Raw genomic sequence first — 24,869 nt, forward strand, 5'->3', positions numbered from 1 at the left:
GCGATAAATCGCGCCACGACATTCTGGATTAGTGTTCGCTCAGCAGCTGTTGCAACAACGGGCCAATCTGCTCGAACATCTGCGGTGAAATGATATCAACGTGGGCACAATCCATCGGCCACACCGCCAGTTCACCGACATACGGTGCCCAGGCGCGTCGCGCGTCCTGCCCTGGTTGCTGCGTTTGCTCAGCAAGAAACAGCGTTGCGCGTCCGGTAAAGCGGGCGCTGCGGGCGGTCGCCAGCAGGCGAACCGAGCTGGCGTAGTTGGCTTCGATGGTATCGAACATCGCCTGCATCTCTTCACCCGCCTGATGACGTTGCGCAGCAATAAACTGCTCACGCTCACGGTTCACTTCTTCCAGCACCGCCGGGTCCAATACGTTCTCGCCGCGTTTTTCATCCCAGTTCTGCGTCTCCGGTGGCCAGGTATCGAGCAGGCCAAGGAACGCCACCTCTTCTCCGGCAGCTGTCAGCCGTGCGGCAATACCCTGCGCCAGGGTGCCGCCCAGCGAATAGCCAATGAAGTAATAAGGGCCGTGCGGCTGCACTTCGCGCAGGGTACGCAGATGGGCGTCACAAACCTCATCCAGACGCGCACTTTGATTCAGCGGGCTATCGGTATCCGGTGACTGAATACCCATCAGCGACCAGAGTGGATCCAGATAGCGTTGCAGGATGCTGAACTGCCAGGCAAAACCGGAGGCCGGGTGGAAGCAGAACAGCGTGGGTCCATTACCCTGACGCAGCGGCAGCACCGCTTCAAAACCGGCCTGTTGGTGAGATTGTTCATCACTCAGCAGTGCAGCCAGTTTTTCGACGGTGGAAGCAACCATGATCTGACCCACGGATACCGGCTGTTGCAGCTCCCGACGCAGCTGTGCAGCAAGACGCATCGCCAGCAGCGAATGGCCGCCAAGGGCAAAGAAATCATCCTGCGCGCTGATACTGTCGCACGCCAGCAACTGACAAAATGCCGCTGCCAGCTGGCTTTCCAGCCCTGGATGAGGCGCGCGTCCGGCGCTGCACATGGCGGCCTGCGGCAGCGGTAAGGCTTTGCGATCCAGCTTGCCATTGCTGCTGAGTGGGAAGACTTCCAGCTGTACAATCGACACCGGCACCATATGGGCAGGCAATTGCTGCGCCAGCGCATGGCGTAGCGCTTCGCCATCGACCGTATGATCGGCAATCACATAACCTACCAGCTGGCGGGCATCGCCCTGCGCCGCAGCGCCACCCAGCACCACTGCGTGCGTGACAGCCTGCTCAATGCCAGGCTGCGCGCACAGCACATGATCGATTTCATTGAGTTCGATGCGCTGACCACGAATTTTCAGCTGATCGTCGCTGCGGCCAAGATATTCCACTGCACCATTGTCCAGCCAGCGCGCGACATCGCCGGTGCGGTACATCCGTTCCCCGTTGCCCGCCGGATCGGCGACAAAACGGCTGGCAGTGAGGTCAGGACGTCCCAGATAGCCATGCGCCAGCTGAATACCGGTCAGATAGAGATCACCTGCCACACCCGGCGGCACCGGTTGCAGGCGGGTATCAAGAATACGCAGACCGGTGTTCCACACCGGATAGCCGATGGGCACACTGGCACCTTCAACCGCCGCCAGCGCTTCGCCAAATGCCGGATACCAGCTGACATCCACCGCTGCTTCCGTCGGGCCATATAAATTGTGCAGCGGCACCCGGGTCAGCTGCTCCCACTCGCGTGACAGGTCGGTCGGCAGTGCTTCGCCGCTACAGAAGACGCGGCGCAGGCTGGCGCAGCTGCTGATAGCTGCATCGTCCTGCAAGGCCGCCACAAAGGCCGCGAGCATGGAGGGGACAAAGTGGGTGGTGGTCACCTTATGTTGTGCGAACAACTGTTGCAGCGCTTCCGGATCGCGATGAGCTTCCGGCGGAGCCATCACCAGCTGCGCGCCGACCAGCAGCGGCCAGAAGAATTCCCACACCGAAACGTCAAAGCTGCTCGGGGTTTTCTGAAGCACCACATCATCAGCTTGCAGCGGGTAGTGATCCTGCATCCACAGCAGACGGTTGACGATGGCTTCATGGCCGACCAGTACCCCTTTGGGACGCCCGGTAGAACCCGAGGTATAGATGATATAAGCCCCGTCCTGCGGTTGTGGCGCGCTGATGGGAGCAGGGGCATTCAGCTCCGGAGAGAGCGTATCGAAATGCAACTGGCTGACCGGCGCAATGGCCGCAAAACGCGCAGAGAGCGAGGCCGAGGTCATCAGGGTTTTGGGTGCCGCGTCTTCCAGCATCAATTGCAGACGGTCATCGGGATAACCGGTATCGAGTGGCAGATAAGCGGCACCCAGTGTAACAATCGCCTGTAGCGCCAGCGAGAGCTGCACTGAACGCGGCAAAGCCACCGCCACGATGTCACCACGTTGTACGCCAGCGGCACTTAACTGCTGCGCCAGCGCAAAGACCTGCTGCTGCATCTGGCGATAGCTCAGCTGATGCTGCGCATCGGCCAGTGCCGGGGCATCCGGGGTGCGCGCGGCCTGCCGGGCCAGCAGCGATGCCAGCGTTTCCGCCGGGAGCGGATGCGCGGTGTGATTGATATCAGTCAGCTGGCGATGTTCCTCAGCCGTCAGCAGATCCAGCTCACCGCACGGGCGCTGCGGATCTGCCGCCAGTTGCGCCAGTAATAAGGCGAAACGACGGCTATGGCGTTGCAGGGTGGGCAGATTGTAGCGTGCTGCATTCGCCAGCAGCTCCAGCGTCAGTTCACCCTGTTCGCTGATGTAGATGGCAATTTCCAGATCGCGTACCGGGCCGGATGCCAGCTGATGGGTAATCCCTTCAACACCGGCGAAATCCAGCTGGTAGTCAAACATCTTCAGGTTGATCACCGGGCCATAAAGCGGATCGCCATCACCGAGACGCCCGAGATCGCGCATCACCTGTTCGGCATCGTAGCGCTGGTGGCGGCGCATCTTTTTCACTTCACCGGCCAACTGATTCGCCAGCGTAGCCAGCGGTTGTGCCGGATCGTAGTGGATCGCCATCGGTAGCACGTTAATCACCGGACCCGTGGCGCACAGCGCAGCCGAACCGATACGGCGCATAAAGATAAAACCCGCGGAGAAATCGTTTTGCCCGCTCAGGCGGGCCAGCCATAGCCCCACCAGCGCGAAGGCAAGATCGGCGGCGCTATGCTGAGGATGCTGGCTCACCAGCTGCTGGAAGGTGGCGCGATCCAGCGTCAGGCTGTGACGCAGCAAATCGGTACTGGCGCTTTGTCCTGCCAGCGGCTGGGGCGACAGTGAGGCGGGTGCAGGCAGGCTGGCACCTTTTTCGCGCCAGAACTGGCTGTCACGCGTGAAGGAAGTGGATTGCTGATAGCGCTGATACTCTTCCACCACCTCGCTAAAGGGAATAAAGGGCGTGGGTTCCGGCGACTGCTGTTGTGCCCAGGCGCTGTAAAGATTGGCAATGCGGCGCGTCAGGGCGGTAAAACTGAACCCATCCACCACCAGATGGTGATAACGCTGATACCAGAACCAGTGCTGCTCACCCAGCCGGAACAGGCAATGATGATACAGCGGTGCGCCGCTCAGCACGCGCAAATCGCCGTTCATATCGGCGCGCATCAGGGCGCGGGCTTTGGCGGCGGGGTCGGCTTCTGCACGCAAATCGATGAGCTGCGGCTGGCTAAAGTTCTGCGCCTGCGGCCATTGCAGTGCCTCACCGTCTACCTCGCCAAATGCCATGTTTAGCGTATCTGCTTCCTGCATACCCGCAATAATCGCTTTGCACAGCAGGGCGCTATCGATATCACCCTGCAATTCAATAAAGTGCGCGACCGCATAGGCGTTGTGATGGCGGGACAGCTGATCGGCAATCCAGATGCCGGGCTGGGCCGCCACCAGCGGCAGGGTTTGCTGTTCGGTGAGGTGTCGGTTCATCAGGGATTCAGACATTGTCGCTCCGGTTGGTGTCCTGCGTCAGCGGCCGGATATCCTGCCAGTTCTGTTCCAGCCAGTTCAGGCAGGCGGGTTGCGGCTGTGGGCCAAACACCGTTTGCCAGCCAGAGGGAAGGGCGCTGAACGCGGGCCATAAACTGTATTGTTGCTGCGGATTGCACAGCACCAGACAATCCTGCTGCGGATCGTCAAAGGGATTGCGATGTTCCATGTCGGCTCCTGCTTGTTTAATGCGGGGTCGGATTGCGCCACAGCGCTTGCAGGCCATCCAGCAGACCACCACGCCAGCACAGCGCATCGTGTCCACCTTCCACCGGCTGGTAATCCACCTGATAACCGGCCGCCTGCAACAACTGCTGCAATTGCTGATTAGCCTGCAAAATCAGCCCTTCACGTTTGCCTGCTTCCAGCCAGAAACGCAGTGGCTGACGCGGTGCCAGACCCTGCTCCAGCTGCTGGATCAGCCAGCCGTGCGCATTACCGCGCTCCGGCCACCAGAAGGAGCCGGACAGACTGATGGCATTGCCAAACTGCTGTGGCCAGTGCAATGCGGCGAATACCGAGGCGAGTCCGCCGAAACTTTGCCCGGCCACCACGGTGCTGTCAGCGTTCTGCCGATAAGGTGCCCACTGTGCCACCTGAGGGAGCAACTCTTCCTGTAAGGCTTGCCAGAACCGGGCATTACACGGCAGCTCGCGGCTGCGATGTTCGCGGTCGATGATGTCGATAAACAGATACACCGCCGCAGGCAGCGTGCCCTGATCGGTGAGTTGTTGCATCGGACCGGCAATCGGCATGCTGTGCGCCCAGAACTGCCCATCAAGCAAAATGGCCAGTGGTCGCTGCCGGGGTTCAGCCGCGCCGGTGCAGTACAGCCAGACGGAACGGCTGTTGCCCAGTAAGGTGCTGTCCCAGCGATATTGCTGTAAGGCGATTTCAGGGGCTCGGCCTTCATCAATGGCGCGCCATACCTGTTGATTAGGGGCCTGTGGCAGATGCAGGGGAGAAACGCCCATGCCACGCCCACCAGACCAGCCACGCAGGGTATTGAGCGGATCGGCCTGGGCAGTCGGGAATTTATCGCGCCACCAGTTGCGCAGGGCATACATGTCGGCATCCCCGGCGAAATCGGTCGCTTGTTTATCGGGCATCAGGCAGTAACTGCCACGCCAGTTGGCTGGCAGGAGGGTCTGCCAGTACCAGACATCGGTATTGGCGACACGTATCAAAGATTGTGGGGGGCGGTGTTGGTGGTGATCGGTCACGCCGGTGATGTTGATCCACACTCGCTGTGTGCGCGACTGCGTTTCATTGCCCTGCGGATCGCGCCAGAAGAAAGTGACCTGACATGCGCCATCCACCTCTCCCTCGACATACGGGATGCCTTTACGTTGCTGCTCCTGCCACCAGGCTTCACTGCCGGTTATCTCGTTTAGCCAGGTCATAGGTGCTGCCAGTCGCCGTTTACTCAAGGATCTTTTCACAAAGGTTACAGATAATACTATTGATAATTATTTGCATTTGCAATAGGGTGTTTCCGCTCATAAATGAGCACGCTCGTTCCGCCTGTCACCTTTCTCATAAAGGAAGGGATGCGCGACGGATGGCACTGCCAGGTTTGGGACAGGGCGACGATAAAGGATTGTGACTTTCTCACCGGCGCGCCAGTTACGTTTGCTGGCAATCCAGGAACGAAAAAATGAAAAAATATTCGCGTTTATCATTAGCCATTCTGATTGAACTGGGGCTTCTCTCCGGTACCACCTGGGCAGCAGAGACCTCCAGCAGCACGACTACCAGCACAGACGCCGCTTCCGTTGATGGGGGCACCATGATGGTGACCGCCCAGCAGCAAACGTTGCAGGCTCCAGGCGTTTCTACCATTACCGCCGATGAAATCAAAAAGCATCCGCCAGCGCGCGATGTGTCTGAAATCATCCGCACCATGCCAGGCGTTAACCTGACCGGTAACTCCACCAGTGGCCAGCGTGGCAACAATCGCCAGATCGATATCCGTGGTATGGGCCCGGAAAACACCCTGATCATGGTTGATGGTATGCCGATCACCAGCCGTAACTCGGTACGCCTTGGCTGGCGTGGCGAGCGTGATACGCGCGGTGATACCAACTGGGTACCGCCAGAGCTGATCGACCATATCGACGTGATTCGTGGTCCGGCCGCGGTGCGCTACGGCAATGGCGCGGCGGGTGGCGTGGTGAACATCATCACCAAGAAATACACCGATCAGAAATGGCACGGTTCCTGGAACAGCTATTTCAACGTACCGCAGCACAAAGATGAAGGCGCAACCAAACGCACCAACTTCAGCCTGCAAGGGCCGCTGGGTGATGACTTCAACTTCCGGTTGTACGGTGGCTTAGCCAAAACTCAGGCGGATGCCTACGATATCAACGAAGGCCATGCTGCAGACCGTACCGGGACTTATGCGGGCAGCTATCCGGCTGGACGCGAAGGTTCCGTCAACAAAGATATCAATGCGTTACTGAGCTGGGCGTTTGCGCCGATGCAAACCCTCGAATTGCAGGCAGGCTACAGCCGTCAGGGTAACCTTTATGCCGGTGATACGCAGAACACCAACACCAGCACGCTGGTGAAAAGCCTGTACGGTGATGAAACCAACCGCCTGTATCGCCAGAACATCTCGCTGAAATGGACCGGTGCCTGGGACAACGGTGTCAGTACCAGTACCTGGGGACGCTACGAGAAAACCCGTAACACCCGTATCAATGAAGGCCTGGCGGGCGGGACCGAAGGGATCTTCTCCAACAGCGGCTTTAACACCATCCAGCTCGACGACATTATGCTGCACAGTGAAGTCAGCATTCCGTTTGAATGGTTGATTAACCAGACCGCAACGCTGGGCACTGAGTGGAATCAGCAGCGTATGAAGGATCCTTCTTCCACCACCCAGGCAGCCAGCTACGGTAGCGTGCCGGGCATCTCGAGTACCGGACGCAGCCCGTATTCCCAGGCTGAAATCTTCTCGTTGTTTGCCGAAGACAACATGGAAGTCACGGACAGCACCATGCTGACGCCGAGCCTGCGTTTCGACCATCACTCGATTGTGGGCAACAACTGGAGCCCGTCACTGAACCTGTCGCAAGGGCTGGGTGATGACTTCACGCTGAAGATGGGGATTGGTCGTGCTTATAAAGCGCCGAGCCTGTATCAGACCAACCCGAACTATCTGTTGTACAGCAACGGTCAGGGTTGTGCTGATGCGTCCAGCGCCTGTTATTTGCAGGGTAATAAAGACCTGAAAGCAGAAAACAGCATCAACAAAGAGATTGGTCTGGAGTGGAAACACGAAGGCTATCAGGCCGGTCTGACCTGGTTCCGTAACGATTATCGCAACAAAATCGAAGCGGGTATGGTCTCAACCGGTACCGCCTCTAACGGCACCACCAACATCTACAAGTGGGAAAACGTACCGAAAGCGGTGGTTGAAGGGCTGGAAGGCACCATCAATATCCCGTTCTCTGACACCGTAACGTGGAATAACAATTACACGTATATGCTGCAGAGTAAGAACAAAGAGACCGGCGACCGTTTGTCGATTATCCCGCAATATACCCTGAACTCGACGCTGAGCTGGCAGGCAACAGAAGATCTGTCGCTGCAAACCACCTTTACCTGGTATGGCAAGCAAGTGCCTAAGAAGTATGACTATCATGGCAATCCGGTTACTGGCAGCGCCACCGATCAGGTTAGCCCATACTCCATTATCGGCATGAGCGGCACCTACGATATTAACAAGTATGTTAGCGTCACCCTGGGTATCGACAACCTGACTGACAAGCGTCACTGGCGTCAGGGTAATGCCCAGACTACCGGCAACGCGACGACCGGCGCGTATTTGTATGGTGCTGGTGCGAACACCTACAACGATTCAGGCCGTACTTACTACATGAGCCTCAACACGCAATTCTAATTGAGATGATGAGGCAAACGGCAGCGGGCAATCAGTCCGCTGCCGTCTTTCCGGTTAACCAGTTCCAGGCTGCCGTGATGCATCTGCACAATGCGCAGCACAATATTCAGACCCAGACCGCTGCCACCGTAGCGTTGATCGCGACGTCGGAAGGCCTTAGTCAGTTCCTCTGCCGCACTGGCTTCAATGCCTGGTCCCTGATCCCACACTTCAACGATCACCTGCTGTTCTTCTTCACGTAACAACACCTGCACTTCACTGCCTTCCGGGCTGTAGCGCGAGGCATTTTCCAGTAGGTTACGCAGCATAAGACGCAGCAAAACCGCCTCACCCTGTTGCGGTACATCCGTGCCCTGCGGCCAGAACAATTGTTGCTGACGCTGCGCGTAAAGTTCGGCCATCTCCGGCTGCAATGGTTGCATGATGTCCTGTTGCCAGTGCAGCTGCTGATAGTGACCGCCAGCCAGCGCCTGGCCAGCACGCGACAGCATCAGTAATTGTTCAACCGTGTGCATCAGCTGATCGATACGTTCCACCAGCATTTCACTTTGCGGTACGTTTTGCTGTTGCAGCAGCTCCAGATGCAGGCGCAGTCCGGCCAATGGTGTGCGTAGCTCGTGGGCGGCATCAGCGGTAAACAGGCGTTCCTGTTGCAGCGTATGATCGAGGCGCGACAAAAGTTGATTGATGGAGGTGGTCACCGCCACGATCTCTTCCATCTCGGAATAGAGCGGCAGTGGGGCCAGATTATCGGCGGAGCGATGGGCAAGGCTGCTTTGCAACAACTTCAGCGGGCGGATAATCCAGTTGATGGCCCAGAAGGAGAACAGCAACGTCAGGCACACCATCACCAGCGACGGCAACAGCAGTGAGGCAATGGCTTCGCGGATTTCGTTTTCGACGTGATCGTTACGTGCTTTGGCGGTGAGCGTTTCATTCACCAGAAAGCCAATCTGTTCGCGGCTTTCGTGCCACAGCCAGACGGCGCTCATGATCTGGCAGGTGAGCAAAATCAGCGCCAGCATAATCAGCAAGCGCTGACGCATGCTATTCATTCACGTTCTTCCAGCCGATAACCGACGCCACGCACGGTTTTGATACGATCTTTGCCGAGTTTGCGGCGCAGATTGTGAATATGGACTTCCAGCGTGTTGGAGCCGGGATCATCGTTCCAGCTGTAGAGATCCTGTTGCAGGGTTTCGCGGTGCACATTCTGCCCGACGCGCATCAGCAAACGGGTTAGCAGCGCGAACTCTTTCGGTGTGATTTCCAGCGGCTGGTTCTCCAGCAGTACCTGCTGAGAACTGAGGTTGAGAGTGAGGTCACCCTGCTGCAACAGGTTGTCGCTATGGCCCTGATAGCGGCGAATCAATGCCCGCACGCGTGCCTGCAGTTCCACCAGGGCAAAGGGCTTCACCAGATAGTCATCGGCACCGGCATCCAGTCCATCCACCCGATCTTCCAGCGCATCACGCGCGGTGAGAATCAGTACCGGTACGGCGATGCCATCGCGACGCCACTGACGCAGTAGCGCAGCACCGTCACGATCGGGCAGTCCGAGATCCAGTACGATCAGGCTGTACTGGCCACTGCGCAGCAAGGCATTGCTTTCTGCGGCGCTGGCGGCACAGTCCACGGCGTACCCCTGGGCGCTCAATGCCTGGGCCAGGCCCGATTGCAGCAGCGCATCATCCTCAACGATTAACAGTTTCATCAGTTGTTCTGGTAAATGTCCTTGTAGAGGCGGCTTTCAAAACGCACCAGCGGAATGCGGCGTGTCTTCTGGTCTTCCGGCGGAACAGCATAACCGGACAGATACTGGACAAAGGCAACGCGCGCGCCGCTGGCAGTGGTAATGAATCCTGCCAGATTATAGACGCCCTGCAGCGAACCGGTCTTCGCCGATACCTTACCATCAACGCCCGCTTCATGCAGACCACCACGATATTGTAGCGTGCCATCGTAGCCCGCCAGCGGCAGCATGGAGATGTAGTTCAGCGTTGAATCATTTTTGGCAATGTATTGCAGCACCTGCATCATGGTACTGGGTGCGACCAAATCATGACGTGACAGGCCGGAGCCGTCTACCTGAATGGTGTTGCCGAGATCGATACCGGCTTTTTCGCGCAGAATGCGGCGCACCGCATCAGAACCGGCACGGAAGGTGCCCGGGACATTGAAGTAATGATGGCCAATGGTACGGAACACGGTATCGGCAATCATATTGTCCGATTTTTTCAGCATGGTGTGCAGCAAATCGTGCAGCGGTGCGGATTGCGTGGAGGCCAGCACGGTACCCGGCGACGTGACCTGCGTCTGACGCACCAGATGGCCGCTGTAATCGATATCCGCAGCGCGCAGTTCATCCTTCAGGATCTCGCCCGCCCAGGCTGCGCCATCCTGTACGGCAAAGGCCAGTGGCAGCGGTTCAGCACGCTGACGCATGCAGCCGGTCAGGGTGTAGCGGTTCAGTTCGCCTGGCACCACATCCAGCTCGCAATATTGTCCCTCGCCGCTGTTAGGGCCGAGGGTACGTACCTGGCTGAACATATGCGCCGGGTAATAGGAAGCGATGCGCACAAAGGCGGTTTCGCCCGGCTTGCTGGCGCTGTAGAGCGAAACAGAGAAACAGTTTTTATCGACGATGGCCGCCCCTGGCGGTGCGCTGAAGCATTGCGTCAGATCGTTCCACGGCCAGCCTGGTGCCATATCGTGGCTGGCGAAGACGGAGGTATCGATCACCAGGTTGCCTTTAATATGGGTGATGCCCTGCTTTTTCAGCGTGGCGACCATGTTGCGCAGATCCTGGCGGCTTAATGTCGGATCACCGGCAAAGCGTGCCACCAGATCCCCATTCAGGGTGCCATCACTGACTGCGCCTTTGGTTTCCAGCGTGGTCTGGAAACGGAAGTCAGGCCCCAGCTCCAGCAACGCCGCCAGCGCGGTCACAACCTTCATGGTACTGGCGGGTAACGCCATTTGTTTGCCATGAAAATCGATTATCGGGGTTGATGCGCCCACTTTTTGTACCATCAGCGCCAGGTTTGCGCCGTCTGGTAAATACTGCATGTATTCCTCAACGGGGGCTGCTTGTGCCTGCAGCATAAACGCACAGGTTAATCCGGTAACAAGTCGTGAAAATCGCATAATCTCGCGGTAACTGACGGGTGAAGGCGACAATACTACGTCCCCGGACGGTGCAAAGTAAACGATGACCCACAGGGAACTCTGGGGTAAAATACGTATCAAAATGCAAAACCCATCCTGACCCGGAAACCTTTCCGGGTCAGGATTCTTTTGCTTGTGAAAATGAGGTAACGCGCCGCAGAAGCTGTTTTCTGCTGTCACCGGTCAGGATGACGCTGTTAACCAGGAAAGATGACGAGGAGCCAAAATGAAACAGATTCCGATGACTTTAAAAGGCGCTGAAAAGCTGCGCGAAGAGCTGAACGAACTGAAAACCGTTAAGCGTCCGCGCATCATCGCCTCTATCGCCGAAGCCCGTGAGCACGGCGATTTGAAAGAGAATGCCGAATACCATGCTGCCCGCGAAGAACAAGGGTTCTGCGAGGGACGCATTCAGGAGATCGAAGCGAAACTCTCTAATGCGCAAGTGATTGATGTGACTCAGATGCCGAAAACCGGTCGCGTCATTTTTGGTGCTACCGTGCAGGTGCTGAACATCGATACTGATGAAGAATCGACCTACCGTATCGTGGGCGATGACGAAGCCGACTTTAAACAAAATCTGATTTCAGTGAACTCGCCGATGGCGCGTGGTCTGGTCGGGAAAGAAGCGGATGACGTCGCGATCATCAAAACACCGGGCGGGGATGTGGAATATGAGATCCTGAAGGTGGAATACATCTAATATATTGCTACGCTTTGAAATGCGTTGCTGCATATTGTAAAGAAAGGAAAAAGGCCGCATAGCGGCCTTTTATCCCATGCAGGAGCATGGCACTTTCTCTGCCCGCCGTTACGAACGGGGGAGAGAAATCTTGCTCTCTTTTGCAGGGCGATACAGCACCAGCGTTTTGCCGATGACCTGTACGTTGCAAGCTTTGGTTTCGCGGACGATAGCGTCAACGATCAGGAGCTTAGTTTCACGATCTTCCGAGGCAATTTTTACCTTGATCAATTCGTGATGTTCTAGCGCCTGTTCGATTTCGGCGAGCACGCCTTCAGTCAGGCCATTGCCACCCAGCATAACAACGGGTTTAAGCGGATGCGCAAGGCCTTTCAGGTGCTGTTTTTGTTTGGTACTCAGATTCATCGTATTTTTTTGCTTACTTAGGGATTGAAAACGGTTCATTCTACCGCCATCTCGGGTATATCGCCAAATCAACGCAACCCATGCGTGCTGATTTATCGCTACGATGACGATTTAACTGGAAAAATTATGACGGGTAAAAAGCGTTCGGCCAGTTCCAGTCGCTGGCTTCAGGAACACTTTAGCGATAAATATGTGCAACAGGCACAGAAAAAAGGGTTGCGTTCGCGCGCCTGGTTTAAACTTGAGGAAATACAGCAGGGTGACAAGCTGTTCAAACCCGGTATGACAGTGGTCGATCTGGGAGCTGCACCCGGTGGCTGGTCGCAATATGTGGTACAACTAATTGGCTCGAATGGCCGTATCATTGCCTGTGACCTGCTGCCTATGGACCCGATTGTCGGTGTTGATTTTCTGCAAGGCGATTTTCGTGACGAAGCAGTGCTGAAGACGCTACTGGAACGCGTTGGTGACGAAAAAGTGCAGGTGGTGATGTCGGACATGGCGCCGAACATGAGCGGTACACCTGCAGTTGATATTCCGCGTTCGATGTATTTGGTAGAATTGGCGCTGGAAATGTGTCGGGATATCCTGGCCCCAGGCGGCAGTTTTGTGGTGAAAGTGTTTCAGGGAGATGGCTTCGATGAATACCTGCGGGAAATTCGCTCCCTGTTTACGAAAGTGAAAATTCGTAAGCCGGATGCTTCGCGATCACGTTCGCGCGAAGTGTACATTGTGGCGACAGGGCGCAAACTATAACCCGATTTACCGGAATCAAAGCAAGGCGAGCAATGCGTTTACACCGATGAGAATTCTGACTTTCAGGGTAAACAAGCAAAATCATCAGCGCCGCGATTCCAGGTATGAAGGATATATAGTACCCTACGCTGTCTGTTAACACCGTTGTAATATGAGGTTAATCCCTTGAGTGACATGGCGAAAAACCTGATTCTCTGGTTAGTCATCGCGGTCGTGCTGATGTCAGTATTCCAGAGCTTTGGGCCCAGCGAGTCGAATGGCCGTAGGGTTGATTATTCAACCTTCCTGTCGGAAGTGAACCAGGATCAGGTCCGCGAGGCACGTATTAACGGGCGTGAGATTAACGTTACCAAAAAAGACAGTAATAAATACACGACCTATATTCCTGTCAACGATCCCAAGTTACTCGATAACCTGTTGACCAAAAACGTCAAAGTGGTTGGCGAACCGCCGGAAGAACCGAGCCTGCTGGCTTCGATCTTCATCTCCTGGTTCCCGATGCTGCTGCTGATTGGCGTGTGGATCTTCTTTATGCGTCAGATGCAAGGTGGCGGCGGGAAGGGCGCGATGTCCTTCGGTAAGAGCAAGGCCCGCATGCTGACGGAAGATCAGATCAAAACCACTTTTGCTGATGTGGCCGGTTGTGATGAGGCCAAAGAAGAAGTGGGTGAGTTGGTCGAGTATCTGCGTGAACCGAGCCGTTTCCAGAAATTGGGCGGTAAAATCCCCAAGGGCGTCCTGATGGTGGGGCCGCCGGGTACCGGTAAAACGCTGCTGGCGAAAGCTATCGCCGGTGAAGCAAAAGTGCCTTTCTTTACTATCTCAGGTTCTGACTTCGTTGAAATGTTCGTGGGTGTTGGTGCATCTCGTGTGCGTGACATGTTCGAACAAGCGAAAAAGGCGGCACCGTGCATCATCTTTATCGATGAAATCGATGCGGTGGGTCGTCAGCGTGGTGCCGGTTTAGGCGGTGGTCACGACGAACGTGAACAAACGCTGAACCAGATGCTGGTTGAGATGGATGGTTTTGAAGGCAACGAAGGCATTATCGTTATCGCGGCAACGAACCGTCCTGACGTGCTTGACCCGGCGCTGCTGCGTCCAGGCCGTTTTGACCGCCAGGTCGTGGTTGGCCTGCCAGATGTTCGTGGTCGTGAGCAGATCCTGAAAGTGCATATGCGTCGTGTGCCGCTGGCAACCGACATCGATGCAGCCATCATCGCGCGTGGTACCCCGGGCTTCTCCGGTGCTGACCTGGCGAACCTGGTGAACGAGGCAGCGTTGTTTGCTGCGCGCTCCAACAAGCGTGTGGTATCGATGGTTGAGTTCGAGAAAGCGAAAGACAAAATCATGATGGGTGCGGAACGTCGCTCCATGGTGATGACGGAAGCGCAGAAAGAATCTACCGCCTATCACGAAGCTGGCCATGCGATTATTGGTCGTCTGGTGCCGGAACACGATCCGGTACATAAAGTGACCATCATCCCGCGCGGCCGCGCACTGGGTGTCACCTTCTTCCTGCCGGAAGGCGATGCAATCAGCGCCAGCCGTCAGAAGCTGGAAAGCCAGATTTCTACGCTGTACGGCGGTCGCCTGGCGGAAGAAATCATCTACGGTGTTGAGCACGTATCCACGGGTGCATCTAACGACATCAAAGTGGCGACTAATCTGGCGCGCAACATGGTGACCCAATGGGGCTTCTCCGAAAAACTCGGTCCGCTGCTGTATGCAGAGGAAGAGGGTGAGGTGTTCCTCGGTCGTTCTGTGGCGAAAGCTAAGCACATGTCTGATGAAACGGCGCGTATCATCGACCAGGAAGTGAAACACCTGATCGACAGCAACTATCAGCGTGCACGCCGTATTCTGGGTGAAAACATGGACATCCTTCACGCGATGAAAGACGCGCTGATGAAGTATGAAACCATCGACGCACCGCAGATTGATGACCTGATGGCGCGTCGCGAAGTGCGTCCACCAGCTGGCTGGGAAGACCCAGGCAGCAACTCTTCTGACAACAACGGTACGCCGAAGGCGCCACGTCCGGTTGATGAACCGCGTACGCCGAACCCAGGCAACACCATGTCAGAACAGCTCGACAAGTAAGAGGCACCAACCTTAATAGAAACCCCGGCCGGTCCGGGGTTTTTTACATCCCGCAGTTTAGTCATTCCTCAAGGAGACTCTCACCATGAAGTTGTACGCCCGTGATTCCCATCTCGATCTGTCGTTTCCCCATGTGATGGGTATTTTGAATGTCACGCCGGACTCCTTCTCCGATGGTGGTAAGCATAACTCGCTGGTAGATGCGTTAACGCACACCAATGAGATGGTCAACGCGGGGGCGACCATCATTGATGTGGGGGGGGAATCGACGCGCCCTGGTGCGGATGAGGTTAGTGTTGAAGAAGAACTGGAACGTGTGATTCCGGTCGTGGAAGCCATCGCCCAACGTTTCGAAGTGTGGATTTCGGTCGATACTTCTAAAGCCGAAGTCATCCGTGAATCTGCGCGAGTGGGCGCTCACATCATTAACGATATTCGTTCGCTGGCTGAACCCGGTGCGTTGCAGGCGGCGGCGCAAACCGGACTGCCGGTGTGCCTGATGCATATGCAGGGTGAACCGCGCACCATGCAGCAGGCTCCGCAGTATCAAAATATCGTCAGCGAAGTTGACGCTTACTTCACTGAACAGATTGCGCGCTGTGTGGCGGCGGGGATTAAAAAAGACAATCTGCTGCTCGACCCCGGCTTCGGTTTCGGTAAGAATCTCAGCCACAATTATGAACTGCTGGCCGAACTGGGCCATTTCCACCATTTCGGTTTGCCGCTGTTAGTGGGGATGTCACGTAAGTCGATGATTGGCCAGCTGTTAAATGTCGGCCCAGCACAGCGTCTGACCGGCAGCCTGACTTGTGCGGTGATTGCCGCCATGCAGGGTGCACACATCATTCGCGTGCATGACGTGAAAGAAACCGTTGAGGCGATGCGCGTTGTGGAAGCAACACGCAGAGCAAAAGGATAAAAAGGCATGAGTGATCGTAAATATTTCGGTACGGATGGTATTCGCGGCAAAGTGGGTGAAGCGCCGATCACCCCTGATTTCGTACTGAAGCTGGGTTGGGCGGCAGGTAAAGTACTGGCGCGTCACGGTTCCAGAAAAGTACTGATTGGCAAAGACACGCGTATTTCAGGTTATATGCTGGAATCGGCGCTGGAAGCCGGACTGGCGGCGGCTGGCTTGTCTGCTGCGTTTACCGGACCGATGCCAACACCGGCGATTGCCTATCTGACGCGCACTTTCCGCGCGGAAGCCGGGATTGTGATTTCAGCCTCACATAACCCGTTCGACGATAACGGCATCAAATTTTTCTCTGCTGAAGGCACCAAGCTGCCGGACGAAGTGGAAGAAGCCATTGAGCTGGAGATGGAAAAGCCGATTACCTGCGTTGAATCGGCAGAGCTGGGCCGTGCCAGCCGAATTGTCGATGCAGCCGGTCGTTACATCGAATTCTGTAAAGGCACCTTCCCCAGTGAGCTAAGCCTGAACGGGTTAAAGATTGTGGTGGATTGCGCCAATGGGGCGACTTACCACATCGCACCGAATGTGCTGCGTGAGCTGGGGGCGACGGTCATTGCCATTGCGACCCAACCTGATGGCATGAACATCAATAAAGAATGTGGTGCCACCGATCTGCGCATGTTGCAGCAGCGGGTGCTGGCCGAGAAGGCGGACCTGGGTCTGGCCTACGATGGTGACGGCGACCGCATCATGATGGTTGACCACCTGGGTAATAAGGTCGATGGCGACCAGATCCTCTACATCATCGCCCGTGAAGGTTTACGCCAGGGGCAGCTGCGCGGTGGCGTAGTGGGGACGTTGATGAGCAATATGGGGCTTGAGCTGGCGCTGAAACAACTCGGTATTCCGTTTGTGCGCGCCAAAGTCGGCGACCGCTATGTCCTGGAGAAAATGCAGGAGAAAGGCTGGCGACTCGGCGCAGAAAACTCTGGTCATGTCATTTTGCTGGATAAAACCACCACGGGTGACGGTATCGTTGCAAGTTTGCAAGTGCTTACTGCGATTGTGCAAAACCACATGAGTCTGCACGATTTGTGCAGCGGTATGAAGATGCTGCCGCAGGTACTGGTGAACGTGCGCTTTAGCGGCGACAGCGATCCTTTGCAGACCGATGCCGTCAAGGCGGCCAGCGCTGAGGTGGAAAAAATCCTCGCCGGGCGTGGGCGCGTATTGTTGCGTAAATCCGGCACCGAGCCACTGATTCGTGTGATGGTTGAGGGCGAGGATGAAGCCCAGGTCACCGCGCTGGCGCATCAAATTGCCGACGCAGTGAAGGCCGTTTAATCAGGCCACAGGCGGCAGGATTTTTCCCTTTCCGCCTGTAAAATCACCGTGATGGCGCTTTTTTCCGCAATCAGTCCGGTTCGTGAAAATTGCGCTTGCAGAGGTATGCGCCTTTGGTTAGTATTCACACCCGCTTCTGGTGGGTGATGACGAGACTCCCCATCGATACTGGTTGAAGCTTTAACTGTGCGGGTTACGCGCAAGGAAACAGGTTGATTATGTACGAAGCTCTTTTGGTAGTTTTCCTTATTGTGGCACTGGGCCTTGTCGGTCTGATCATGCTGCAGCAAGGTAAAGGCGCTGATATGGGAGCATCATTTGGTGCAGGCGCTTCTGCGACGCTGTTTGGTTCTACCGGGTCTGGTAACTTTATGACTCGCATGACCGCAGTGCTGGCAACGCTGTTCTTCATCATCAGTCTGATTCTGGGTAACCTGAACACGAATAAAACTTCCAAAGGAAGCGAGTGGGAAAATCTGACTGCGCCGGCGAAATCTGAACAGACTCAGCCAGCGAAACCGGCAACCCCGGGTAACGATATCCCGCAGTAAGATCGTCAGCTTGCAATGCGACAACCTATCGTCGCTGTCAGTGAAGTGCCGAGGTGGTGGAATTGGTAGACACGCTACCTTGAGGTGGTAGTGCCCGATTGGGCTTACGGGTTCAAGTCCCGTCCTCGGTACCAAATCTCAGTATGACTTGCATTTTTCGCAAGTTCGGCGTAACATTCGCCACGTTTTCGGACGCGGGGTGGAGCAGCCTGGTAGCTCGTCGGGCTCATAACCCGAAGGTCGTCGGTTCAAATCCGGCCCCCGCAACCACTTTCCCTTAGAGTTATTTTTCAAATATACTGTATGCATCGACGGACGCATTCCACAGTGGGTTTTGAAAAAAATTCTTCTGGATTGTGCTCCGAGCCGCATCGCGGCATACAGGGTCCAGTCACAAAAAGCCCCGATTTTTCGGGGTTTTTTGTTATCAGGAAATCGCAACACTGGGCTATTAGGCCCTTTTTTTATGTCTTGGGGGTGGGCTTGTCCACATTAGAGCAAAAATTGACAGAGTTGATCTCTGCTCCGGTAGAAGCGCTTGGCTACGAATTGGTCGGTATCGAGTTTATTCGTGGTCGCACATCAACCTTGCGCATCTATATTGATAGTGAAGAGGGTATCAATGTTGATGATTGCGCCGATGTCAGCCACCAGGTCAGCGCTGTGATGGATGTGGAAGATCCCATCACGGTGGCTTACAACCTTGAAGTTTCCTCACCGGGTCTTGACCGTCCTCTTTTTACCGCTGAACATTATGCGCGTTTCGCCGGTGAAGAGGTGAGTCTGGTACTGCGTATGGCCGTGCAGAACCGCCGTAAATGGCAGGGTATCATCAAGTCTGTCGAAGGCGAGATGATCACGGTAACCGTTGAGGGCAACGATGAAGTGTTCGCGCTGAGCAACATTCAGAAAGCGAACCTGGTCCCCCACTTTTAAAAGTCCGGATTGAGGCTAACCAGGATGAACAAAGAGATCTTAGCTGTAGTAGAAGCCGTTTCTAACGAAAAAGCCCTGCCGCGCGAGAAAATCTTCGAAGCGCTGGAAAGTGCTTTGGCCACTGCGACCAAGAAGAAGTATGAGCAGGAAATCGATGTGCGCGTCAGCATTGACCGCAAAAGCGGCGATTTCGATACTTTCCGTCGCTGGCAGATTGTTGAAGAAGTCACGCAGCCAACTCGCGAGATCACGCTGGACGCAGCCCGCTTCGAAGATGAAGCATTCAATCTGGGCGAATATGTTGAAGATCAGATTGAATCGGTCACCTTTGACCGTATCACTACCCAGACGGCGAAGCAGGTCATCGTACAGAAAGTACGTGAGGCTGAACGCGCAATGGTCGTGGATCAGTTCCGCGAGCAGGAAGGCGAAATCATCACTGGCGTGGTGAAGAAAGTGAACCGCGATAACATCTCGCTGGATCTCGGCAGCAATGCTGAAGCGGTGATCGTACGCGAAGATATGCTGCCGCGTGAAAACTTCCGCCCGGGTGACCGTATTCGCGGCGTGCTGTATGCCGTGCGTCCGGAAGCGCGTGGTGCGCAGCTGTTCGTTACCCGTTCCAAGCCGGAAATGCTGATCGAACTGTTCCGCATTGAAGTACCGGAAATTGGCGAAGAAGTTATCGAGATTAAAGCGGCAGCACGTGATCCAGGTTCTCGTGCCAAAATCGCAGTGAAAACCAATGACAAACGTATCGATCCAGTGGGTGCCTGCGTAGGTATGCGCGGCGCACGCGTTCAGGCGGTTTCCAGTGAACTGGGCGGCGAACGTATCGATATCGTGCTGTGGGACGATAACCCGGCACAGTTTGTGATTAATGCCATGGCTCCGGCTGATGTGGCATCAATTGTGGTGGATGAAGACAATCACACCATGGATATCGCTGTTGAAGCTGGCAATCTGGCTCAGGCGATCGGCCGTAACGGCCAAAACGTGCGTCTGGCTTCCCAGCTGAGCGGTTGGGAACTGAACGTTATGACCGTCGATGACCTGCAGGCTAAACATCAGGCCGAAGCCCATGCAGCCATCGATATGTTCACCAAACATCTCGACATCGACGAAGACTTCGCCACTGTACTGGTGGAAGAGGGCTTCTCTTCTTTGGAAGAGCTGGCATATGTACCGATCAACGAGTTGCTGGAAGTTGACGGCCTCGATGAAGACACGGTAGAAGCCCTGCGTGAACGAGCAAAAAATGCGTTAACTACCCTGGCACTGGCGAAAGAAGAGAGCCTTGGTAATCAGGAACCTGCTGAAGATCTTCTGAATCTCGACGGTCTGGATCGTGCTCTGGCTTACCGCCTGGCGGCAAAAGGCGTTTGTACGCTGGAAGATCTTGCCGAGCAAGGTGTCGACGATCTGACAGATATCGAAGGGCTGGATGATGAGAAGGCCGGCGCGCTGATCATGGCCGCGCGTAATATCTGCTGGTTCGGCGATGACGCATAATTACAGGAAGGAACAGCATGACAGATGTAACCGTAAAATCGCTGGCCGCCGAAATTCAGACTCCGGTAGATCGCCTGGTACAGCAATTTGCTGATGCGGGGATCCGTAAGTCTGAAGACGACGCGGTGAGCCAGCAAGAGAAAGAGACCTTACTTTCCCACCTGAATCGTGAACATGGTCAGGCAGGTTCAGGTAAACTGACGCTGCAACGCAAAACTCGCAGCACCTTGAATATTCCTGGCACCGGGGGTAAAAGTAAATCGGTGCAAATCGAAGTCCGCAAAAAGCGCACCTATGTGAAGGGTGATGCAGAAGCTGAGCAACAGGCTCAGGCTGAAGCAGAAGCCGAGGCGCAGCGTGAAGCGGAAGAGAAGGCGCGTCGCGAGGCGGAAGAACAAGCCCGTCGCGAAGCTGAACAAAAAGCGCAACGTGAAGCCGAAGAAAAAGCCAAGCGCGAAGCCGCTGACAAGGCGAAGCGTGAAGCAGCGGAAAATGAGAAAGTGACTAATCAACCAACCGACGAAATGACCAAGGCTACGCAGTCTGACAAAGCCCGTCGTGAAGCTGAAGCCGCAGAACTGAAGCGTAAAGCTGAAGAAGAAGCGCGCCGTAAACTCGAAGAGAACGCGCGCCGTGTGGCCGAAGAAGCCCGCCGTCTGGCAGAAGAAAAATCTGCTGAGTGGGAAAAACCCGACGAAGAAGACACCAGTGACTATCACGTCACCACCTCAACCCATGCCCGCCAGGCAGAAGATGAGAACGATCGTGAAGTAGAAGGTGGTCGCAGCCGTACGCGCACCACTAAAGCTGCTCGCCCGGCTAAAAAAGGCAACAAGCATTCTGAAGCCAAAACCGACCGTGAAGAAGCGCGTGCCGCTGTTCGTGGTGGTAAAGGTGGTAAGAACCGTAAGCCGAGCGCACTGCAGCAGGGCTTTAACAAGCCGGCTCAGGCCGTTAACCGCGACGTTATCATTGGCGAAACCATCACTGTTTCCGAACTGGCCAACAAAATGGCGGTGAAAGGTTCTCTGGTCATCAAAGCGATGATGAAGATGGGTGCAATGGCAACCATCAACCAGGTAATCGATCAGGAAACGGCTCAGCTGGTAGCGGAAGAAATGGGTCACAAAGTGATCCTGCGCCGTGAGAATGAGCTGGAAGAAGCGGTGATGGACGATCGTGATACCGATGCTGCGCAGGAAAGCCGCGCACCGGTTGTGACCATCATGGGTCACGTTGACCACGGTAAAACCTCACTGCTGGACTACATCCGTTCAACCAAAGTCGCTTCAGGCGAGGCTGGCGGTATTACTCAGCATATCGGCGCATACCACGTTGAAACTGATAACGGCATGATCACCTTCCTGGATACCCCGGGCCACGCCGCGTTTACCGCGATGCGTGCACGTGGTGCGCAGGCAACGGATATCGTTATCCTGGTGGTGGCTGCGGATGATGGCGTAATGCCACAGACTATCGAAGCAATCCAGCATGCTAAAGCCGCGAAAGTGCCGGTCGTTGTTGCTGTGAACAAAATCGATAAACCGGAAGCCGATCCCGATCGCGTTAAGAACGAGCTGACTCAGTACGGTATCATCCCGGAAGAGTGGGGCGGCGAAAACATGTTCGTCAACGTTTCTGCGAAAGCAGGTACCGGTATCGACGATCTGCTGAACGCCATTCTGTTGCAGGCGGAAGTTCTGGAACTGACCGCTATCCGTGAAGGTATGGCAAGCGGCGTGGTGATTGAATCGTTCCTCGATAAAGGTCGTGGTCCGGTTGCTACCGTGCTGGTGCGTGAAGGTACCCTGAACAAAGGCGACATCGTGCTGTGCGGCTTTGAATATGGCCGTGTGCGTGCGATGCGTGATGAGCTGGGCCGTGAAGTCCTGGCTGCAGGTCCGTCTATTCCAGTTGAAATCCTCGGCCTGTCTGGTGTTCCGGCGGCCGGTGACGAAGCCACTGTGGTTCGTGACGAGAAGAAAGCGCGTGAAGTCGCACTGTATCGTCAGGGTAAATTCCGCGAAGTGAAACTGGCGCGTCAGCAGAAGTCGAAGCTGGAGAACATGTTCGCCAACATGACCGAAGGCGAAGTCTCCGAGCTGAACATCGTACTGAAATCCGACGTACAGGGTTCTGTGGAAGCGATCTCCGACTCCCTGCTGAAACTCTCCACCGACGAAGTGAAGGTGAAGATTATCGGTTCGGGTGTGGGTGGCATCACCGAAACCGACGCCACGCTGGCAGCGGCTTCCAACGCGATTATCCTTGGCTTCAACGTGCGTGCTGATGCGTCTGCGCGTCGCGTGATCGAAGCGGAAAGCGTGGATCTGCGTTACTACTCCGTCATCTATAACCTGATCGACGAAGTAAAAGCAGCGATGAGCGGCATGCTGGCTCCGGAATATAAACAGCAGATCATTGGTCTGGCTGAAGTCCGTGATGTGTTCAAGTCACCGAAATTCGGCGCTATCGCAGGCTGTATGGTCACCGAAGGCAACATCAAACGTCACAACCCGATCCGCGTTCTGCGCGACAACGTTGTTATCTATGAAGGCGAGCTGGAATCTCTGCGCCGCTTCAAAGACGATGTCAACGAAGTGCGTAACGGCATGGAATGTGGTATCGGCGTGAAGAACTACAACGACGTTCGTGTTGGCGATATGATCGAAGTCTTTGAAGTGATTGAAGTTAAACGCACCATCGATTGATCATCATCTGATGTGTTGCAATTTGGGAGGCCATTGGCCTCCCGAATTATTTGGGAGAAATAATCATGGCGAAAGAATTTGGTCGCCCGCAGCGCGTTTCTCAGGAGCTGCAGAAAGAGATTGCCATTATTCTGCAACGCGAAATTAAAGATCCGCGCCTCGGTATGATGGTGACGGTTTCTGGCGTTGAAGTGTCACGCGATCTGGCTTATGCCAAAGTGTTTGTCACTTTTCTGAACGATAAAGATGAAGAAGCGGTGAAAAACGGTCTGAAGGCGCTGAAAGAAGCTTCAGGCTATATCCGTACTTTGCTGGGTAAAGCGATGCGTCTGCGCATTGTGCCTGAGCTGACCTTCTTCTATGACAACTCGTTGATCGAAGGTATGCGCATGTCAAACCTGGTCACCAATGTTGTCAAAAATGATGCTGAACGCCGTGGCGATCATGCAGCGGACGACGACAAGGAGGATTGATGAGTCGTCCTCGTCGTCGCGGTCGCGATGTGCATGGTGTATTGCTGCTGGATAAGCATCAGGGCGCGTCTTCCAATGACGTGCTGCAAAAAGTAAAACGCATCTTCAATGCGAACAAAGCGGGCCACACGGGTGCTCTGGATCCTCTGGCGACGGGCATGTTGCCCATTTGCCTCGGCGAAGCGACCAAGTTCTCGCAATATCTGCTGGATTCAGACAAGCGTTACCGCGTGATTGCCCGCCTCGGCGAGCGTACCGATACCTCCGATGCTGACGGCAACGTGGTCGAAACGCGTGCGGTGACCTTTACTCAGGCGGATCTTGACGCCGCGCTGGAAAGTTTTCGTGGCGACACCCAACAGGTGCCGACCATGTTTTCGGCGCTGAAGCATCAGGGACGCCCGTTGTATGAGTACGCGCGTCAGGGAATCACCGTCGAGCGCGAACCCCGTCCCATCACCGTGTATGAACTGCTGTTTATTCGCTGGGAAGGGGACGAGCTGGAGCTGGAGATTCACTGCTCCAAAGGCACCTACATTCGTACCATCATTGACGATTTGGGTGAAAAGCTGGGCTGTGGTGCGCATGTGACCATGCTGCGTCGCTTGCAGGTTTCCCGCTATCCGGCAGAAAAAATGGTGACGCTTGAGCAGTTGCAGGCTTTGCTGGAGCAGGCCAATGCGGCAGAAATTGCGCCCGCTGATTTGCTTGACCCTCTGCTGCTACCGATGGATAGCCCGGCGGCGGATTTCCCGGAAGTGAATCTCCCCGATGCCATCGCGGTTTACTTCAAGCTGGGGCAACCGGTAGAGGCCGTTGACGTGCCTGCTGCTGGCCTGGTGCGTGTCACCGAAGGTGAGGCGCGTAAATTTATTGGTATGGCAGAGATTGATGACCGGCAGCGCGTTGCCCCACGCCGTCTGGTGGTGGAGTTTCCACAATAATGCGCCTTGCATAAAGGGGCATTTGCGTTGCTGTTGTACGAAGAGTAGAATAGCGCGGCTTTAAAGCGGGCTGCTGAATTAGAGATCGGCACCCATACATTCATTATTCACTGGAGTTTATTATGTCTCTAAGCGTAGAAGCTAAAGCAGAGATCGTTGCCAAATACGGTCGTGGCACCAACGACAGCGGTTCAACTGAAGTTCAGGTTGCTCTGCTGACTGCTCAGATTAACCACCTGCAGGGTCACTTCTCTGAGCACAAAAAAGACCACCACAGCCGTCGCGGTCTGCTGCGCATGGTATCCCAGCGTCGTAAGCTGCTGGACTACCTGAAGCGTAAAGACGTTGCACGCTACACCAGCCTGATCGAAAACCTGGGTCTGCGTCGCTAAGTCTGAAGAATCTGATCAAGGGCGTAGCGCAGACAGTATGCAAAAAAACGCATC

20 protein-coding genes and 2 tRNA genes are annotated in these 24,869 nt (G+C 55.4%); 15 read left to right on the forward strand and 7 right to left on the reverse strand.

Translation table 11 applies throughout. The features are described 5' to 3' along the window. Window positions 1-28 precede the first annotated feature (28 nt). From AC6I8X_RS02750 to fes, 3 genes are read right to left on the reverse strand one after another with little or no spacing between them, the layout of a single operon-like run. Complete coding sequence (locus tag AC6I8X_RS02750) at window positions 29-3,946, reverse strand: enterobactin synthase subunit F (protein WP_497840528.1); 3,918 nt, start codon at window positions 3,944-3,946, stop codon at window positions 29-31. Beyond that, window positions 3,939-4,160 carry an MbtH family protein gene (locus AC6I8X_RS02755; protein WP_313683824.1) on the reverse strand — a complete coding sequence of 74 codons (222 nt, stop codon included), beginning with the start codon at window positions 4,158-4,160 and terminating at the stop codon, window positions 3,939-3,941. Before AC6I8X_RS02755 ends, AC6I8X_RS02750 begins: the two co-directional genes overlap by 8 nt. A gap of 16 nt (window positions 4,161-4,176) precedes the next feature. After that, window positions 4,177-5,394 carry an enterochelin esterase gene (fes, locus tag AC6I8X_RS02760; protein ID WP_497840529.1) on the reverse strand — a complete coding sequence of 406 codons (1,218 nt, stop codon included), beginning with the start codon at window positions 5,392-5,394 and terminating at the stop codon, window positions 4,177-4,179. 254 nt (window positions 5,395-5,648) lie between these two features. Between fes and AC6I8X_RS02765 the strand changes: the two genes are divergently transcribed. After that, the gene (locus AC6I8X_RS02765; protein ID WP_313683822.1) at window positions 5,649-7,901 is read left to right on the forward strand and encodes a TonB-dependent siderophore receptor; all 2,253 of its coding nucleotides are present in this window, start codon (window positions 5,649-5,651) and stop codon (window positions 7,899-7,901) included. Here AC6I8X_RS02765 and pmrB read toward each other — a convergent pair. From pmrB to dacB, 3 genes are read right to left on the reverse strand one after another with little or no spacing between them, the layout of a single operon-like run. Next, window positions 7,898-8,956, reverse strand: coding sequence for a two-component system sensor histidine kinase PmrB (pmrB, locus tag AC6I8X_RS02770; RefSeq protein WP_497840530.1), 1,059 nt, complete (start codon window positions 8,954-8,956; stop codon window positions 7,898-7,900). The genes AC6I8X_RS02765 and pmrB overlap by 4 nt on opposite strands. After that, the gene (pmrA, locus tag AC6I8X_RS02775; RefSeq protein ID WP_084872237.1) at window positions 8,953-9,615 is read right to left on the reverse strand and encodes a two-component system response regulator PmrA; all 663 of its coding nucleotides are present in this window, start codon (window positions 9,613-9,615) and stop codon (window positions 8,953-8,955) included. The genes pmrB and pmrA overlap by 4 nt, the downstream gene beginning before the upstream one ends. Next, window positions 9,615-11,048: a serine-type D-Ala-D-Ala carboxypeptidase gene (dacB, locus tag AC6I8X_RS02780; RefSeq protein WP_208713850.1), complete on the reverse strand. Its 1,434-nt coding sequence runs from the start codon at window positions 11,046-11,048 to the stop codon at window positions 9,615-9,617. Before dacB ends, pmrA begins: the two co-directional genes overlap by 1 nt. Window positions 11,049-11,295: 247 nt before the next feature. Between dacB and greA the strand changes: the two genes are divergently transcribed. Continuing rightward, on the forward strand, window positions 11,296-11,772 hold the full coding sequence (gene greA / locus AC6I8X_RS02785; RefSeq protein WP_084872242.1) for a transcription elongation factor GreA: 477 nt from the start codon (window positions 11,296-11,298) through the stop codon (window positions 11,770-11,772). 108 nt (window positions 11,773-11,880) lie between these two features. Here the strand turns inward: greA and yhbY are convergent, their stop codons facing one another. Then, window positions 11,881-12,177 (reverse strand): ribosome assembly RNA-binding protein YhbY, encoded by a 297-nt coding sequence (gene yhbY / locus AC6I8X_RS02790; protein ID WP_208717052.1) that lies wholly within the window; start codon window positions 12,175-12,177, stop codon window positions 11,881-11,883. A gap of 126 nt (window positions 12,178-12,303) precedes the next feature. Here yhbY and rlmE point away from each other — a divergent pair, with 126 nt between their 5' ends. The 13 genes from rlmE to rpsO all read left to right on the forward strand — a co-directional run bounded on the left by rlmE (window position 12,304) and on the right by rpsO (window position 24,815). Then, a complete protein-coding gene (gene rlmE / locus AC6I8X_RS02795) occupies window positions 12,304-12,933 on the forward strand; it encodes a 23S rRNA (uridine(2552)-2'-O)-methyltransferase RlmE (protein ID WP_084872247.1) in 630 nt (209 codons plus the stop codon). A 174-nt stretch (window positions 12,934-13,107) separates the two neighbouring features. Next, window positions 13,108-15,036, forward strand: coding sequence for an ATP-dependent zinc metalloprotease FtsH (gene ftsH, locus AC6I8X_RS02800; protein WP_036627470.1), 1,929 nt, complete (start codon window positions 13,108-13,110; stop codon window positions 15,034-15,036). Between the two features lie 85 nt (window positions 15,037-15,121). Further along, a complete protein-coding gene (gene folP, locus AC6I8X_RS02805) occupies window positions 15,122-15,955 on the forward strand; it encodes a dihydropteroate synthase (protein WP_299457787.1) in 834 nt (277 codons plus the stop codon). 6 nt (window positions 15,956-15,961) lie between these two features. Continuing rightward, complete coding sequence (gene glmM, locus AC6I8X_RS02810) at window positions 15,962-17,296, forward strand: phosphoglucosamine mutase (RefSeq protein ID WP_084872251.1); 1,335 nt, start codon at window positions 15,962-15,964, stop codon at window positions 17,294-17,296. A 218-nt stretch (window positions 17,297-17,514) separates the two neighbouring features. Then, the gene (secG, locus tag AC6I8X_RS02815) at window positions 17,515-17,847 is read left to right on the forward strand and encodes a preprotein translocase subunit SecG (protein WP_013507698.1); all 333 of its coding nucleotides are present in this window, start codon (window positions 17,515-17,517) and stop codon (window positions 17,845-17,847) included. Between the two features lie 47 nt (window positions 17,848-17,894). Beyond that, window positions 17,895-17,981 (forward strand) — tRNA-Leu (locus AC6I8X_RS02820). A gap of 59 nt (window positions 17,982-18,040) precedes the next feature. Further along, a tRNA-Met gene (locus tag AC6I8X_RS02825) sits at window positions 18,041-18,117 on the forward strand. 213 nt (window positions 18,118-18,330) lie between these two features. After that, window positions 18,331-18,783 (forward strand): ribosome maturation factor RimP, encoded by a 453-nt coding sequence (rimP, locus tag AC6I8X_RS02830; protein WP_031279732.1) that lies wholly within the window; start codon window positions 18,331-18,333, stop codon window positions 18,781-18,783. A gap of 24 nt (window positions 18,784-18,807) precedes the next feature. Further along, window positions 18,808-20,295, forward strand: coding sequence for a transcription termination factor NusA (nusA, locus tag AC6I8X_RS02835; RefSeq protein ID WP_084872254.1), 1,488 nt, complete (start codon window positions 18,808-18,810; stop codon window positions 20,293-20,295). 17 nt (window positions 20,296-20,312) lie between these two features. Further along, entirely contained in the window at window positions 20,313-23,006 is a 2,694-nt protein-coding gene (gene infB, locus AC6I8X_RS02840; RefSeq protein WP_299457771.1) for a translation initiation factor IF-2, read from the forward strand. Window positions 23,007-23,071: 65 nt separating this feature from the next. After that, a complete protein-coding gene (gene rbfA / locus AC6I8X_RS02845) occupies window positions 23,072-23,479 on the forward strand; it encodes a 30S ribosome-binding factor RbfA (protein WP_084872258.1) in 408 nt (135 codons plus the stop codon). Further along, the gene (gene truB, locus AC6I8X_RS02850) at window positions 23,479-24,423 is read left to right on the forward strand and encodes a tRNA pseudouridine(55) synthase TruB (protein WP_313689128.1); all 945 of its coding nucleotides are present in this window, start codon (window positions 23,479-23,481) and stop codon (window positions 24,421-24,423) included. Before rbfA ends, truB begins: the two co-directional genes overlap by 1 nt. 122 nt (window positions 24,424-24,545) lie before the next feature. Further along, window positions 24,546-24,815: a 30S ribosomal protein S15 gene (rpsO, locus tag AC6I8X_RS02855; protein ID WP_038016938.1), complete on the forward strand. Its 270-nt coding sequence runs from the start codon at window positions 24,546-24,548 to the stop codon at window positions 24,813-24,815. Window positions 24,816-24,869: the final 54 nt, after the last annotated feature.

The sequence above is a fragment of the Pantoea sp. X-Soil-TKNS-1280 genome (genome assembly GCF_059730475.1).